We start from the raw sequence: 15,539 nt of genomic DNA on the forward strand, positions 1-15,539 counted from the left end.
CTCCTGAATTACTTCAGCAGATTATCCAACTGATTAATATCGTCATTGTTCCGCAGGTGCGGCACCTTCCAGCCGTGCTGATCGTAATCGGCCAGGCACTTGTCGACCATCTGCATCATGCGATCCATGTTGCCGGATCCCTGCGCGTGGCGCAGGCACTGCAGGCGGATCTCATCCTGGCTGCCGGCGTAGTTGATCTCATACAGCTCGTGGCGACCACCGAATTCGCTGCCGATCGCATCCCACATCAGCTTGAGGATCTTGATGCGCTCGACGTGATCCATGCCGTCCGATCCGCGCACGTAGCGCGCCAGGTACTTGTCAATCTCCGGGTTGTTCATGTCGCGCACGCTGGACGGCAGGTAGATCAAGCCGCTGGTGACGTTCTTCTCGATGATGTGTTTCACCTTGGTGTAGGCCATCGGCGCCATCACGCGGTAGGTTTGCAGCGCGGCGGAATCCGGCAGGTAAGCGCCGTTTTCCCATTGCGTGGCTTCGGCGCACATTGCGTCGCTCAGCGACCAGAACAGGTTGCGCCAGGCCACCACTTCACCCAGATCGGCCTGCACGCCGCGGAACTCCAGCACGCCGGTGCACGAGAGGCTCTTTTGCAGCAGCGCGGTGATGAAATCCATCTTCACCGCCAGGCGCACGCAGGCCTGCAGCGGGAACAGCCGGGCGAAACCGCCCTGGGTGCTCCAGCGGCGACAGCGGTCGAAATCGCGGTAGATCAGCACGTTTTCCCACGGGATCAGTACATGATCCATGATCAGGATCGCGTCGTTCTCGTCGAAGCGGCTGGTCAGCGGGTAGTCGAACGGCGAACCGGTCGCGCCGGCCACCAGCTCGTAGGAGGCGCGTGAAATCAGCTTCACCCCTTCGGCGTCCATCGGCGCCACGAACATCAGCGCAAAGTCCGGGTTATCGCCCATCACCTGCGCTGAACCGAAGCCGATGAAGTTGTAGTGGGTCAACGCCGAGTTGGTGGCCACCACTTTGGCGCCGCTGACGATGATGCCGGCGTCGGTCTCTTTCTCCACCTGAATGTAGACGTCCTTCACCTCGTTGACCGGCTTATGGCGATCGATCGGCGGGTTGACGATGGCGTGGTTGAAATAGAGCCCGGTTTCCTGAATGCGTTTGTACCAGTGGCGCGCGTTATCGGCGAATTGACCGTAGAACTCCGGATAAGCGCCCAGCGCGCAGCCGAAGGCCGCTTTATAATCCGGCGTGCGCCCCATCCAGCCGTAGCTTTGACGCGACCAGTCGGCGATGGCGTCACGCTGCTGACGCATCTCTTCCGGGCTGCGGGCGTAGCGGAAGAATTTGTGGGTATAGCCGCCGTTGCCGGTGTCGGTATTCCAGCACAGGCGATCCTGGCTGGCCGGATCGTGCAGCGCGTCGTACAGCTGGCCGACAGACGCCGCCGCGTTGCGGAACGCCGGGTGGGTGGTGACGTCTTTCACGCGCTCGCCGTAAATGTAGATTTCGCGGCTGTCCTGCAAACTTTTCAGGTATTCGGCGCCGGTGAATGGGCGTTTGCTGTCGGCACGAAAGTCTTCTGGTTTCATCGGGTCTTCCTCGTCATCGGCATTTTTCAGGCCGTGGAGTCGGCCATTTGTTAAAATAATGTTTTCTTTTGGTTGCTTAATTGAAGCTGCCAAAGCCGGTTTCGAGAAGAGACTTTTGCGGCAATCGCCGGTACTTTTCAGGTCAGTTTGCCGCTTTCGCGGCAAACTGTGATCGCGGTTACGAAAGGGCGTGTTGCGCCGCGCGGTAGGTCGAGGGGGAACAGCCTTCCAGCCGATTGAAAAAACGGGCGAAATAGGCCGGATCCTTGAAGCCGAGGCTGTAGGCGGTTTCATGCACCGTGCAGGCGCTGAACAGCAGCATGCGCTTGGCCTCGCGCAGCAGCCGATCGAAGATCAGCCGTTTGGGCGGCCGGTTGGCGAAGCGCCGACACAGATCGTTGAGCCGCGATTCAGTCACCCCCAACGCCTGCGCATACTCCGGCACCGGCAGGTGCTCGCGAAAACGCTCGTCCACCATCTTGTTGAAGCGCTGGAACAGCTGCAGTTCGCCGCGCACGCCGCTGTTGGCGCTGTCTTCCAGCGCGGTGTTGCGCAGCAGCAGCGTGAACACCGCCTGCGCCAACAGCGCCAACGTCTGTTCTCGCCCGGCCAGGTTCTGCGCGAACTCGCGGCGGATCAGCGCCCAGTAGTGGCTGAGCGCCGTCAGTTCCTGCGGCGCATCGGCCAGCGACAGGCAGATGCCCGGCATGTCCAGCGCCAGGTTGCTGCCGGGGTACAGGCGCTCCAGCAGCGGCCAAATCAGCTCCTGGCGCACCGTCAGCACGTGGCCGTCGCTGTCCGGTTCGGTGAAGAACGCATGCGGCACCGACGGCGGCGTGAGGATGAACAGCGGCGCTTGCACCGAATAGTGCTGATCGTCGAGCTGCAGCTCTATCTTGCCGGTCTCCAGGAAATGCACCTGGAAGAAGCAGTCGTGCCAGTGCACCTGCATGTCGCGGCCGAAGAATGCCGCCAGCCCGGCGAAGGTTTCGTAGTGCACCTCGTCGGCGGCGTAGCGCGCGTCATACTCTTTGCAAATATCGATGTTGGCGATAAAGCCGGTACTTTTCCGCACCTCATGACCTCCTGCAATCCTGCCTATCTGCGTATCAAGGCGTCGCTCTCGGGCGCGAATCCTTCATCGGGATGCGCCACACCAGCACGGCGCCAACGATCAACAGCGCCGAGACGAAATACAGCCCGGAGTTGAAGCTGCCGGTCAGATCCTTGAACCAGCCGATCAGCAGCGGGCTGAGCGCCGATCCGATGTTGCCGGTGGCGTTGATCACGGCGATCCCCACCGCTCGCGCTTCCAGGCTGATCGACTGATCCGGCGTGGTCCAGAAGATCGCCATGGCGGTAAAGGAACCGACCGACGCCATCACGATCCCCAGCAGCTGGATCAGGCTGTGATCGGTGGCGGACGCCAATAGCCAGCCGGCGGCGGCGAACAGGTACGGCAACGCGGTGTGATGCTTGCGCTCCTGCAGCCTGTCGGATCGTTTGCTCCACCACACCATGCCGGCGATGGTGCAGATCTGCGGGATCGCTGCCAGGATGCCGATCGTCACGTTGCTGCTGCCCTGGTTAAAGCTCTGCAGGATCTGCGGCGTCCAGATGTTGATCGCGCTCAGGGTGTTGGTCAGGCAGAAATAGGCCAGCGTGTACATCAGCACAATCGGCGTGCAGATCTCGCGCCACAGGCTGCGCTGCTGCAGCGCGCGGTGGCTGCTCGGCCCGTTGGGCTGCACCAGCTGCAGCTTGTCGGCCTCCATCATCGCCTTCAGGCTGGTTTTTTCCTCGTCGGTCAGCCACTTGGCTTTGGCCGGCGTGTCATCGAGATAGAACCACACCACCACGCCCAGCAGCACAGACGGAATGCCTTCCAGCAGGAACAGCCACTGCCAGCCCTTCAGGTTCATCACCCCATCCAGCGCCAGAATATAGCCGGAGACCAGCGAACCGATCGCCATGGTCACCGGCATGGCGATCATGAACAAGGCGTTGGCGCGGGCGCGGTAGAACGCCGGGAACCAGTAGGTGAGGTACACCAGAATGCCCGGCAGGAAGCCGGCCTCGGTGATGCCGACGATCATGCGCAGCACGTACAGGCTGGTCGGCCCGGTGGCGAACATGGTGCAGGTGGAAGCGATGCCCCACAGCACCATGATGGTGGCGATCCAGCGCCGCGCGCCGACCCGGCTCAGCATCATGTTGCTCGGAATGCCAAAGATCACGTAGGTGACATAGAACAACGTCGCCGCCAGCCCGAACATGGTCGAGCTGAGGCCGAGATCTTTGCCCATCGTCAGCCCGGCGAAGCCGATGTTGATACGATCGAGGAAAGAGAAAACAAACAACACGAACAGGAAAATGATCAGGCGCCGAAACAACTTTTTAATCACCGATTGCTCGGCGGCGGTTAACGCTTTATGTTGCTGCGCCGGGTTGGCCGGCGGCAGCGAATCGACGTGGTTCATGGTTCAGTAGACTCCCGATGAAGGCGCTTGCGCCCCGCCCTGTTTGAACTCGTTCGCCAGGGCTTCCGCAGCCCGCGCCAGCAGAGTGGTGTCCACCCCTACCGCAACGAACAGCGCACCGGCTTCCAGATAGCGCTGCGCCAGCGCCTTGTTGGCCATCAAAATGCCCGGAGCCTTGCCGGCGGCGCGGATGCGGGCAATCGCGTCGTCGATGGTGCGCTGCACCTCCGGGTGCTGCGGATTGCCGGCAAAGCCCATGTCGGCGCTGAGATCCGCCGGGCCGATAAACACGCCGTCCACCCCTTCCACCTGCAAAATGGCATCGAGGTTTTTCACCGCTTCGCGGGTTTCAATCTGCACCAGCACGCACATCTGCTCATCGGCCTGCTGCAGGTAATCGGGCACCCGGTTCCAGCGCGAGGCGCGCGCCAGAGCGCTGCCGACGCCGCGCACGCCGTGCGGCGGATAGCGCGTGGCGCGCACCGCGTCGCGCGCCTGTTCGGCGTTTTGAATCATCGGGATCAATAAGGTTTGCGCGCCGACGTCCAGCAGCTGCTTGATGATCACCGCGTCGTTCCACGGCGGCCGCACCACCGGCTGGCTCGGGTAAGGCGCGACCGCCTGCAGCTGCCCCAGCACCGTTTGCACGTTGTTGGGCGCATGTTCGCCGTCGATCAGCAGCCAGTCGAAACCGGCGCCGGCCAGCAGCTCGGCGCTGTAGCTGCTGCACAGGCCGAGCCACAGCCCGATCTGCGGGCGTTTTTCCTGCAGCGCTCGCTTGAAGTGGTTGGTTAACATCGCATTCTCCCTGACAAGCGGGTGCGCCGCGTGGCCCCCGCCCGGTTATTGCGGCCCGGTTCGCCGAGCCGGCTTATTAGACGAAGCGGCAGCTGATGCAGCCCATCGGGCCGTAGTCGACGTGGAAAGTATCGCCGCGCCGCGCCGGCACCGGCCGGGTGAAGGAACCGCCGAGGATCACCTGCCCCGCTTCCAGCTCAACCTCATACGGCGCCAGCTTGTTGGCCAGCCAGGCCACGCCGTTGGCCGGGTGGTTGAGCACCGCGGCCGCCACGCCGGACTCTTCAATCACGCCGTTGCGGTACAGCAGCGCGGAGATCCAGCGCAGATCCAGCGCATCCGGCTTGATCGGCCGCCCCCCCATCACCACCCCGGCGTTGGCGGCGTTGTCGGAGATGGTGTCGAACACCTTGCGCGGCCGCTGCGTCTCGGGATCGACGTTGTGGCTGCGCGCATCGATGATCTCCAGCGCCGGAATGACGTAGTCGGTGGCGTTGTAGACGTCGAACAGCGTGCAGTTCGGCCCGCGCAGCGGCTTGGCCAGCACGAACGCCAGTTCCACCTCCACCCGCGGCACGATAAAGCGATCGATCGGAATGTCGCTGCCGTCGTTGAAGAACATGTCGTCCAGCAACGCGCCGTAATCCGGCTCGGTGATCTGCGAGCTCACCTGCATGGCCCGTGAGGTCAGGCCGATCTTGTGGCCTTTGAGCGTGCGCCCCTCGGCGATCTTCAGTTCTACCCACTGCCGCTGAATGGCATAGGCGTCTTCAATGGTGATCTCGGGATGATCGAGCGACAGGGCGCGGATCTGTTCACGACTCTTTTCCGCCTGATGCAGGCGCTGCACGGCGCGGTTAACCTGCTCTTTATCCAGCATTTACGACCCCTTATTCACGCCTTGTTGAACAGCGCGTGGACATTGTTCTGTTTGTAATTCAGCACCGGATCCAGCTCTTCCATGGTGAAAGAGAGCGCCAGGTAACGCTGCGCCATCAGCGCGGCGAAGTGTTCCTTGATCAGCGCAAACAGCATCTCGCCCACCTGCTGCCGGCTTTCCAGACTGCGGCCGTGGCCGATCTTCAGCGTCATGTGCACGAAGGCGTAATCCTGTTTGCCGTCGGCCATCTGCCAGGTGTCGAGCCAGATGGCGCGGCTGCGCACGCCGGCCAGCGGGAAGATGCCGGTCGCCGCCAGCGCCTCGTTGACCTTGGCGAACAGGGTGGGCAAATCCGCCTCGCGGCGGATGTTGTCGGTGCATTCAGCGTAAAAATGGGGCATAGCGTTCTCCAGACGGCGCATAGGCGCGGGCACGGCCCGCGCAGCGGCATTTACAGCGTATTGCCAAGTTTGAAACCTTTTTCCGTATCGCCCTCGCGGGTATAGGAAAAACCGTCTGCGCCGATGGTGACGGCCATTTCGCTGGGCGCACTGCGCTCGATGACCGGCTGCGGCTGCCCATCGAGATCCAGCACCAACGAGCCTTCGGTGTACCAGCTCGGCACCACCGGATTGCCCCACCAGTCGCGGCGCTGGTTGTCATGCACGTCCCAGGTCACGGTCGGGTTGTCCGGATCGCCGGTATAGTAATCCTGCGTGTAGATTTCCACGCGGTGGCCATCGGGATCGCGCAGGTAGAGATAAAACGCGTTGGAGACGCCGTGACGGCCGGGGCCGCGTTCGATCACATCGGATTTTCGCAGCGCGCCGAGCTTGTCGCAGATGGCCAAAATGTTGTGCTTTTCATGGGTGGCGAAGGCGATGTGGTGCATGCGCGGCCCGGCGCCGCCGGTCATCGCGGTATCGTGCACCGTCGCCTTGCGGCGCATCCAGGCGGCGTAAACCACGCCGTCTTCATCGCGGATGTCTTCCGTCACGCGGAAGCCCAGCCCCTGGATGTATTCCACGGCGCGCGGCACGTCAGGGGTGATTTGGTTAAAGTGGTCGAGGCGCACCAGCGCGCCCGGCGTATACAGATCGTAGCGCCAGGCCAGACGCTCGACGTGCTGCACGTCGTAGAAAAACTCATACGGGAAACCGAGCGGATCTTCTACCCGCACCGCATCGCCGATGCCTTTGGCGAACCCGTTCACCCGCCGCTCGGTGCGGCAACCAAGCGCCTTGAAATACGCTTCGGCGCGATCGACGTCTTCCGGCGTGCGCACGCGGAAAGCAAACGCCGCCACGGCGGCGACCGGGCCTTCGCGCAGCACCAGGTTATGGTGAATGAACTCCTCCATCGAACGCAGGTAGAGGGTTTTATCCTCTTCGGCGGTCACGACCAGGCCGAGGATATCGACGTAAAATTCGCGTGCGGCTTGAAGGTTCGTGACCTGAATTTCCATGTAGGCACAGCGCACGACGTCGGGAGCAGGGACAGCATCAGTGGTCAGTTTTGTCGTCATTGTTCTCATCTCTTTCGTTATTATTGTGGCCTGAGGCTCAAACGCCCCATTTCGGGATCGGGTGGTCGCCCATGGAAATGCACACGTTCTTCATTTCGGCGAACACTTCGAAGCTGTATTCGCCGCCTTCGCGGCCGGTGCCAGAGGCTTTCACGCCGCCGAACGGCTGGCGCAGATCGCGCACGTTTTGGGTGTTGACGAAAACCATGCCGGCTTCGATGCCGCGGGCCAGGCGCAGAACCTTGCTCACATCCTGCGTCCAGATGTACGACGCCAGGCCGTACTCCACGTCGTTGGCCATGCGCAGGCCGTCTTCTTCCGACTTGAACGGCAACAGGCAGGCCACCGGCCCGAAGATCTCCTCCTGCGCCACGCGCATCCGGTTGTCGACATCCGCCAGCACCGTCGGGCGCAGGAAGTTGCCGTGGCTCAAACCGGCCGGTTTATCCGGGCCGCCGGCCAGCAGGGTCGCCCCTTCCTCCACCCCGAGGCGGATATAGCCGGAGACTTTTTCCCAGTGCTGCGGGCTGATCAGCGCCCCCACCTGGGTGTTGGGATCTTGCGGATCGCCCACGCGCAGACGGTTGGCGCGCTCGGCGAAGCGTTTGACGAATTCCGGGTAGATGCTCTCCTGAATGAAGATGCGCGAGCCGGCGGTGCAGCGTTCGCCGTTGATCGAGAAGATGGTGAACAGCGCGGCGTCGAGCGCCCGCTCGATGTCGGCGTCTTCAAAGATCAGCACCGGCGACTTGCCGCCGAGCTCCATGGAGAATTTCTTCAGCCCGGCGCTTTCGATGATGCGCCGGCCGGTGGCGGTGCCGCCGGTGAAGGAGACCGCGCGCACATCTTTATGGCGCACCAATGCGTCGCCGGCGGTGGCGCCGTAGCCCTGCACCACGTTCAGCACCCCGGCCGGAATGCCGGCTTCCAGCGCCAGCTCGCCCAGGCGATCGGCGGTCAGCGGCGACAGTTCGGACATTTTCAGCACCGCCGTGTTGCCCAGCGCCAGGCAAGGCGCGGTTTTCCAGGTGGCGGTCATGAACGGCACGTTCCACGGCGACACCAGCGCACACACCCCCACCGGCTGCACCAGCGTGTAGTTGAGCATCTTGTCGTCCACCGGGTAGGTCTTGCCGTTCATCTGCTGACACACCTCGGCGAAGAACTCGAAGTTGTGCGAAGCGCGCGGGATCAGCACGTTTTTGGTCTGATGGATCGGCAGGCCGGTGTCGGCGGTTTCCATTTCGGCGATCTGCGGCACGTTCTGGTCGATCAGTTCACCCAGACGGCGCATCAGGCGCGCGCGCTCTTTCATCGGCGTGTTGGCCCATTTGGGGAAAGCCTCTTTCGCGGCCGCCACCGCCTGGTCGATCTCCAACTGACCGCCGGAGGCCACTTCTGCCAGCACCTCGCCGTTCGCCGGGTTGGTGGTGGTGAAATACTCTTTGCTGGCGACGTTCTTGCCGTTGATCCAGTGGTTGATGGTTTTCATCGCAGGCTCTCCTCGTAATCTTTTTCACTGATAATGTGGTTAACCAGACGGCCGATGCCCTCGATCTCCACCACCACTTCATCGCCCGGCTGCACGTCGGCCAGCCCTTTCGGCGTGCCGGTGGCGATCATGTCGCCCGGCTGCAGCGTCATGAATTCGCTCAGGTAGGCGATCAGGAACGGAATGTCGAAAATCATGTCGGCGGTGCTGCCGCGCTGGCGCAGCTCGCCGTTGACGTAGGTGCTGAGCGCCAGCCGGTGCGGATCGGCGACGTCGTCGCGATCGACAATGTACGGCCCGATCGGCGTCAGGGTATCGCGGCTCTTCACCCGCAGATTCGGCCGGTAGTAGTTCTCCAGGTAGTCGCGGATGGCGTAGTCGTTGCACAGGGTGTAACCCGCCACATACTCCATGGCGCGCTCGCGGCTGACGTTGCGCGCGGTCTTGCCGATCACCGCCACCAGCTCGGCTTCGTAATGCATGTACTCCACGCCGGCCGGGCGTACCGACACCTGACGGTGGCCGGTCAGGGTGTTCGGCGCCTTGAGGAACACCAGCGGCTCTTCCGGCGCCTTGAATTCCAGCTCGCTGGCGTGGTCGGCATAGTTCAGCCCCAGGGCGAACACCGTGCCCTGCGCCGGCGGCAGCCATTCCACTTCGCGCTCCTGCAGCACCTCGCCGTTCGGCAGCGTGACGCGCAGCTGGTCGTCCACCTGAACGTTGACGATCTGGCCATGATGGCGAATACGGGCATGTTTCATGATGCAGCTCCTGCCTGGGTGACGCGGTTGGTGAGAGTGGGCAGGCCGGCGGCGCGCACCGTCACCTCATCCCCCGGTTTGATCTCCACCCGCTGGTGCGGGGTGCCGATCAGCACCGCATCGCCCGGCTGCAGGGTGATGAAATCGCTGATGGCGGCGATCAGTTCCGGCACCGAGCGCACCAGATCGGCGGTGGACCAGCGATCCTGCTCCACGCCGTTGATCTCGGTGACGATCTCCAGCCGATCGGCATTCTCCAGCTGGCCGATCTCTCCCAGCGGGCAGAACCCGTCGCGGCATTTGGCCTTGATCGCCGGGCGGTAGAAGCTGCTTTCCGGCAGGCTGACGTCGTTGGCCAACGCATACCCGGCCAGATAACGACCCACCTGCGCCGCCGGCACCTTGCGCGCGGTATCGCCGATGATCACCGCCAGCGTGCCGCCGCTCTGCACGGTTTCACCGGCCGGAAACGGGATCGCCCCGCCGTTGGCGAGGTGGGTGTTGCGCGGTTTGATAAACCACACCGGGGTTTTGGGCGGGGTTTGATACGGCGGCTGGTGAAACGCCTGATCCCAGGCGTCCAGTTGGCTGCGGTGGTTCAGCGCAACGGAAAATACGGTGCCTTTCATGCGAACTCCTCCAATGGCAAAACATGACAACCGGCATTCATTAACATATTAATGATTACTTTTATACGCTGTGCAGCTTTTACGCAACGCGCTTGGAATGATTTGTGATCGTGATAACAAAATATTCACAAACAACGAACATTGGCGTGATTATTCAACGCATTAATCATTTTTCTCGCCATTTTTCGCTGCGCCGCGCATTTTTGCTTTATCCCTACGGGTAACTTTGGCTACTATTAAGTTATTAACAAAATCGGGCTTTGCGGGGCAGGCGCCCCCATGACGAGCGCCGTAACAGCGAACACCTTGATAGCTAAGGCCAAACTTATGCATGAATCGTTAACCATCGCCCTGCTGCAGGCGCGTGAAACCGCCATGGGGTTCTTCCGCCCGATCCTGAAAAGCCACAACCTGACCGAACAGCAGTGGCGCATCATCCGCGTGCTGGCCAACAGCCGTTCAATCGAATTCCACGAACTGGCGGCGGAAACCTGCATCCTGCGTCCCAGCCTGACCGGCATTCTGTCGCGCATGGAGCGTGATAAGCTGATCTTCCGCCTCAAGCCGGTTAACGATCAGCGCAAGCTGTACGTGTCGTTGACCCAACAGGGCCAGGATCTGTATGAAGTGGCGCGCCACCAGGTGGAACAGGGCTACGCCGAGATTGAAGCCGCTTTCTCGCGGCAGAAAATGGACCAACTGATGACGTTGCTGGACGAGCTGATCACCCTGGGCGACAGCCTGCCCGCCAACGTCACCGCGCATCCCGCCAAGCAGTGATTTAACCAACCGGAATTCTCAAGTTAATTGGCGTTGCAGCCAACAACGCTGTAGCGTCAAGTAAGCAGAGAATTCGTTTCCGGCAACAGCGCACCGCCGTCCACCACCAGCGTCTGGCCGGTGATGTAGGCCGCCGCCGGCGAGGCGAGAAACACCATCGCCGCGGCGATGTCTTCCGGTTCCCCCAGCCGCCCGAGCGGCACCGCAGCGGCGATCGCCTGATTCACCTGCGCATCGCCCAGGTTGGCCATCGCCGGCGTGCGGATCATCCCCGGCTCCACGCCGTTGACGCGAATATTCTCCGCCGCCAGCTCCAGCGCCGCCGCGCGAATAAACCCGTTCACCCCGGCCTTGGAGGCGGCGTAGTGCGCCAGCCCCGGATACGCCACCCGCGGGCCGGTCACCGACGAGGTCACCAGCAGGCTGCCGCCGCCGGCGCGGCGCATCCACGGCAGCGCCGCCTGCGCCAGAAAGAACGGCGCCATCAGATTGACGCTCAGCGTGCGTTGCAACAGGGCCGCGTCGATGGCAGCGAACGGCGTCAGCGGAAAATAGGCAGCGTTGTGGATCACCACATCCAGCCGTTGATGCCGCTCGCCCACCGCCGCCACCAACTCGGCTATCTGCCCCGGCTCGGCCAGATCGCAGGCCAGCGCCTGCACGCTCACCCCTTCGTCCCGCAGCGTTTGCGCCGCCGCCTGCGCCTGCGGCAACTGCACGTCCGCGATCGTCACCTCGGCGCCCAGCCGGGCAAAGGCGCTGACGATCGCCAGCCCAATGCCCTGCGCGCCGCCGGTCACCAGCACCACCTGCCCCGCAAAGGCATCGGCCGCATAGGTTGCGCTCATCGCCCTATCCTCGCGGGTGGCGCGTGGTGTTCAGCACCTGCGCATGGGCGCCCACCGCAAAGTTGCTCAGCGCGCTGAAATCGCTGCCCTGATAACCGAGGATCTTGCCGTCGGTGCGCATGCCCTGCAGATCGATCATCACCACCCCCAGCGTCGGAATGATCTTCTCGCGCCAGACGAACAGATAAAGCTGCTCCGCCACCTTCACATAGTGGCAGCGATCGACATCCGCCAGTCCTTTCTCCACCCCGTCCAGACACTGCCAGGCGTAGAAGTTGTCGTTCAGGTAGATGTGCTCGTACCGTTCGGTCGGGCTGTAGGTGTACATATTGCGCATGCCGATCAGCTCATCGGTAAAGCCCGGCGGCGCCACGTCGGCGTCATCCAGCGTGCCGAAGCGGAATTCGGCCTCGACCGCGGTCAGCGGCAGTCCCTGTTCCACCCGGCTGAAGGCGTCAAGCCGCGTCTGCGCTTCGTCCGGCAGTTGGCCGTACACCGCGCTGAAGTTGCCCTGATTGCGGTCGCACACCAGCGTAATGCTGGCGTTGGCGCGGGCGGGATCGAGAAAATCGATGAACAACACGCCAGGGCGAATGCTGGTGGCGCGATAGGCGATACCGCGCCGTTCCCCCCACTCCAGCGTCTGCTCATCGGTAAACCGACAGCGCTGCGTCGCGCCGTCGCTAAAGCGCAGCGTCAACGTGGCGCCCGCCAGGCCGTGCTGCCGTTCCAGCGTGTTGCTGTGCGGCGCAAAACCTTCCGCCAGCGCGCCAACCTGAATGAATACCGCTTCTGAACTCATGGAAATGCTCCTTACAGGGAAGTGAAAGCCAGGGTCGGCACATCGACAATGGTGGAGCCGCCGTCGGCCACCAGCGCCGCGCCGGTAATGATGGAAGCTTCGCTGGAACAGAGGAAACGGCAGACGCGGGCGATCTCCTCGGCGCTGGCCGGCCGGCGCAGCGGTACATCGCGACAGACCATTTGGTAGGCCTGCTCCAGCGAAATCTGATGGGCGTCCATCAGCAGTTGCATCTCTTCGTCCGCCATCGGCGTGGTCACCCAGCCCGGGCACACCGCGTTGGCGCGCACGCCCAGCGGGCCATAGTCGCGGGCGATGGAACGCATCAGCCCGATCAGCGCGTGCTTGGCGGTAACGTAGCCGCAAACCTCCGGCCCGGCGGCCAGCGAGGCGATCGAGGCCACGAACAACAGGTTGCCGCCGCTCTTGATCAGCTCCGGCAGGCAGGCGCGCGCACTGGCGAAAGCGCTGTTGAGGTTGCTGTCCATCGCCCCTTGCCACTGCGCGTCGGTCATCTCGGTAATGCGCTTGAAGCCCATGCCGCCGGCGCTGCCGATCAGGCAGTCGATGCGTCCGGCGTCGCGCAGAATGGCCGGCAGCAGCGTGTGGGCCCAGCTCTCGCCGCTGGCGGCGTCGCCCACCAGCGCCTGCGCGCCGATCTCTTGCGCCAGCGCCGTCAGCGGTTCCGGACGGCGGCCGATGATGAACACCCGATCGCCCTGCGCCGCCAGCAGACGGGCGCAGGCGGCGCCGACGCCGGTGCCGCCGCCGGTAATCACAACCACTCTATTCATGATTCAGCTTCTCCATCAGTTGGCCGATCATCAGCAGACTGCTCAACAGCAGCCGCCGCTGTTCGGCATCCAGCCGCAGATAGCGGCGGCCGGCCGGCACGCGGCTGACCACCTCCGAGGCGGCGAAATGCTCGATATCCACCTGCCAGCGCCCGTCGTTCACCGTCAGCCGCACGCGGCGAAAATCCAGCTGCGCCAGCGTCTCGCCGATCTGCGGGTAGCGCTGCAGGCCGGCCAGCAACCGCTGCGCGGCCGTATGGCGCTGACGCAGCAGATAGCGCACCCCGCGCCGCCGCAGCCAACCGCCGGCCACCACGTCCAGCGTCAGCGGAGGCTGCGCTGCGCATGCGCCCTGCAGCCGAAAACGGTGGCTGACGATATGCGCCATAAACAGCCCCTGCACCTGTTCGCTGACCTCGATCTGCGTCCCCTGCGGCAGCGTCAGCCGCAGCAGGCCCGGCGCCAGGCGTTCGCACGCGTAGGGTTCCAGGTTGCGCGCCAGACGATCCAGCGCGGCGCCCGGCCGATAGCCCGACGGCGCTCGCCGCCAGGCGCGATTAAGTGAGGGAAGTAAGCCGATCAAACTGCGCCTCCTCGTTTTCACCCTTGGCGAACGCGTTCTCCAGCACCTGTTCGACCGGCACCGGCTTGAACGGATTCACTTTCTGCACGCACAGCGTCCAGAACAGCGCATAGGCGGCGGTCAGGCCGATCATCCAGCCGAAGGGAATGTAGACGTCGCGCGGATTCATCCCCGGCGGCGTGATGTAAACGATGGCCAGCACGATGCCGACGCTGGAGACGATCTGCGGCAGCGGGAACCACGGCGATTTATAGGCGCGCGGCAGATCGGGGCGGCGCAGGCGCAGCAGCACCACCGAGCAGGTCACCAGCAGGTAGGCCACGCCCCAGGCGCACACCGCCGCCAGCACCAGCGGAATGATCTTGTCGAGGTTGCCCTGAATGGCGAAGGCGTGTACGCAGGGGATCAGGACCGCCACCAGAATGCCGACCACCGGCGTCTTAAAGCGCGGGTGCAGATAGGCGAACATGCGCGGCAACGCGCCGTCCAGCGCCATGCCGTACAGAATGCGCGGCACCGCCGCCATCAGCGTGTTGATGGTCGCCGCGCCCGCCAGCAGCAGGCCGACGCCCAGCCAGTACTTGCCGAACTGGCCCATCACCTGGCCGGCAAACGCCGGGATGGCCATCGGCGTTTCCAGCAGGCGCGTGCCGCTGGCGGCGTCGATCACCACGTTTTCCACCTGGTGGCTGAGCGCCGCGCCGTATAGCGCCATGCACACCGCCACGCCGCACAGCCCGAGCGCCATCGCGCGCGGGATCACCCGATCGCAGCGTTTGATCTCCGGCGCCATCGGCGTCACCAGCTCACAGCCGACGAACATGAACATCGCCATGCCGATCAGGCTGAACACCGCGAAGGGATCGTTCAGGCTCAGCGTGCTGCCGAACCAGCCCTCGAGCGGCACCGCATGCGGCGACAGCAGCCCGACGATGCCGAAAATCACCAGCGTGCTCCACATGGCGAAGGTCAGCACGATCTCCGCCTTGCCGAAGGCCTCGATGCCGAACGCGTTGAGCATGCCGAACACGACAACCAGCCCGACGCCGACCATCCAGGAGGCGTTGTGACTTTCCATCAGGGTGTTGAGGTGTTCGAAGTTCACCAGCGCCATGATGCCGGAGAGAATGGTCTCGGCGGTGCCGGCGAAGATGTGCACGATCAGGTAGGCCGACAGCGCGCCGGTGATGGCAAAAAAGCGCCCCATGCCGCAGGAAATGTAGTCGTAAACCGAACCGGAGGTCGGCAGCAGCGCCGCCGCTTCGGAGAAAGTGGTGAGCTGCGCCTGCATCATGATGAAGGCGATCAGCATCGCCAGCGCGAAGGTGTCGCCGCCGATGCCGAAGCCGCTGGTGACCGTCAGGATCACCGGGCTGGCCATGATCACCCCGACCGAACTGGCCAAGGTGGTGGGAAAGCCGACCTTGCCTCGAGCCAGGTGGGCGTGCAACCGCGACGACAGGTTCATGGTTATTTCCTCTTATAGTTTTGGCCTGATGCATGCAGGTGCTTGCAGGTTTTTCACCGCCAGCGGCGGTCATCTCACTATAGAGAGGAAAGGAAAATGCTGACTATCGTCCTTAAGGACGAGACGCT

The 15,539-nt window shown here is 63.3% G+C and carries 16 protein-coding genes; 1 reads left to right on the forward strand and 15 read right to left on the reverse strand.

The features are described from left to right. Nucleotides 1–8 precede the first annotated feature (8 nt). From hpaB to CRO23_RS21020, 10 genes are all read right to left on the reverse strand, one after another. Entirely contained in the window at nt 9–1,571 is a 1,563-nt protein-coding gene (hpaB, locus tag CRO23_RS20975; RefSeq protein ID WP_004933158.1) for a 4-hydroxyphenylacetate 3-monooxygenase, oxygenase component, read from the reverse strand. A gap of 178 nt (nt 1,572–1,749) precedes the next feature. Further along, entirely contained in the window at nt 1,750–2,646 is an 897-nt protein-coding gene (gene hpaA, locus CRO23_RS20980) for a 4-hydroxyphenylacetate catabolism regulatory protein HpaA (RefSeq protein WP_004933161.1), read from the reverse strand. Between the two features lie 34 nt (nt 2,647–2,680). Next, nucleotides 2,681–4,051, reverse strand: coding sequence for a 4-hydroxyphenylacetate permease (gene hpaX, locus CRO23_RS20985; protein WP_016929187.1), 1,371 nt, complete (start codon nt 4,049–4,051; stop codon nt 2,681–2,683). Between the two features lie 3 nt (nt 4,052–4,054). Further along, nucleotides 4,055–4,849, reverse strand: coding sequence for a 4-hydroxy-2-oxoheptanedioate aldolase (hpaI, locus tag CRO23_RS20990; RefSeq protein WP_074055321.1), 795 nt, complete (start codon nt 4,847–4,849; stop codon nt 4,055–4,057). Between the two features lie 76 nt (nt 4,850–4,925). Beyond that, a complete protein-coding gene (hpaH, locus tag CRO23_RS20995; RefSeq protein ID WP_004933170.1) occupies nt 4,926–5,729 on the reverse strand; it encodes a 2-oxo-hept-4-ene-1,7-dioate hydratase in 804 nt (267 codons plus the stop codon). 14 nt (nt 5,730–5,743) lie between these two features. Continuing rightward, nucleotides 5,744–6,130, reverse strand: a complete 387-nt coding sequence (locus tag CRO23_RS21000) for a 5-carboxymethyl-2-hydroxymuconate Delta-isomerase (protein WP_004933172.1) — start codon at nt 6,128–6,130, stop codon at nt 5,744–5,746. Nucleotides 6,131–6,180: 50 nt separating this feature from the next. After that, a complete protein-coding gene (hpaD, locus tag CRO23_RS21005; protein ID WP_025305186.1) occupies nt 6,181–7,254 on the reverse strand; it encodes a 3,4-dihydroxyphenylacetate 2,3-dioxygenase in 1,074 nt (357 codons plus the stop codon). A 37-nt stretch (nt 7,255–7,291) separates the two neighbouring features. Next, nucleotides 7,292–8,746, reverse strand: a complete 1,455-nt coding sequence (gene hpaE, locus CRO23_RS21010) for a 5-carboxymethyl-2-hydroxymuconate semialdehyde dehydrogenase (RefSeq protein ID WP_025305185.1) — start codon at nt 8,744–8,746, stop codon at nt 7,292–7,294. Further along, complete coding sequence (locus CRO23_RS21015; protein ID WP_016929192.1) at nt 8,743–9,507, reverse strand: fumarylacetoacetate hydrolase family protein; 765 nt, start codon at nt 9,505–9,507, stop codon at nt 8,743–8,745. Before CRO23_RS21015 ends, hpaE begins: the two co-directional genes overlap by 4 nt. Beyond that, nucleotides 9,504–10,136, reverse strand: coding sequence for a fumarylacetoacetate hydrolase family protein (locus tag CRO23_RS21020; protein ID WP_025305184.1), 633 nt, complete (start codon nt 10,134–10,136; stop codon nt 9,504–9,506). Before CRO23_RS21020 ends, CRO23_RS21015 begins: the two co-directional genes overlap by 4 nt. A 327-nt stretch (nt 10,137–10,463) precedes the next feature. Between CRO23_RS21020 and hpaR the strand changes: the two genes are divergently transcribed. Further along, the gene (hpaR, locus tag CRO23_RS21025) at nt 10,464–10,916 is read left to right on the forward strand and encodes a homoprotocatechuate degradation operon regulator HpaR (RefSeq protein WP_004933183.1); all 453 of its coding nucleotides are present in this window, start codon (nt 10,464–10,466) and stop codon (nt 10,914–10,916) included. 56 nt (nt 10,917–10,972) lie between these two features. On the opposite strand, the gene CRO23_RS21030 is transcribed toward hpaR, so the two are convergent. Genes CRO23_RS21030 through CRO23_RS21050 form a run of 5 tightly spaced genes read right to left on the reverse strand, consistent with a single transcriptional unit; the run spans nt 10,973 to nt 15,411 of the window. Continuing rightward, nucleotides 10,973–11,764 (reverse strand): SDR family oxidoreductase, encoded by a 792-nt coding sequence (locus CRO23_RS21030; RefSeq protein ID WP_016929194.1) that lies wholly within the window; start codon nt 11,762–11,764, stop codon nt 10,973–10,975. 4 nt (nt 11,765–11,768) lie between these two features. Then, nucleotides 11,769–12,566 (reverse strand): MoaF C-terminal domain-containing protein, encoded by a 798-nt coding sequence (locus CRO23_RS21035; RefSeq protein ID WP_016929195.1) that lies wholly within the window; start codon nt 12,564–12,566, stop codon nt 11,769–11,771. Between the two features lie 11 nt (nt 12,567–12,577). Continuing rightward, nucleotides 12,578–13,360, reverse strand: coding sequence for an SDR family NAD(P)-dependent oxidoreductase (locus CRO23_RS21040; RefSeq protein WP_025305180.1), 783 nt, complete (start codon nt 13,358–13,360; stop codon nt 12,578–12,580). Further along, nucleotides 13,353–13,943, reverse strand: coding sequence for a DUF3156 family protein (locus tag CRO23_RS21045; protein WP_079450058.1), 591 nt, complete (start codon nt 13,941–13,943; stop codon nt 13,353–13,355). Before CRO23_RS21045 ends, CRO23_RS21040 begins: the two co-directional genes overlap by 8 nt. Continuing rightward, nucleotides 13,918–15,411 (reverse strand): APC family permease, encoded by a 1,494-nt coding sequence (locus tag CRO23_RS21050; protein ID WP_016929198.1) that lies wholly within the window; start codon nt 15,409–15,411, stop codon nt 13,918–13,920. Before CRO23_RS21050 ends, CRO23_RS21045 begins: the two co-directional genes overlap by 26 nt. Nucleotides 15,412–15,539: the final 128 nt, after the last annotated feature.

Origin of the sequence: Serratia sp. JKS296 (assembly GCF_900215445.1) — a bacterium.
Lineage (GTDB): Bacteria > Pseudomonadota > Gammaproteobacteria > Enterobacterales > Enterobacteriaceae > Serratia > Serratia marcescens.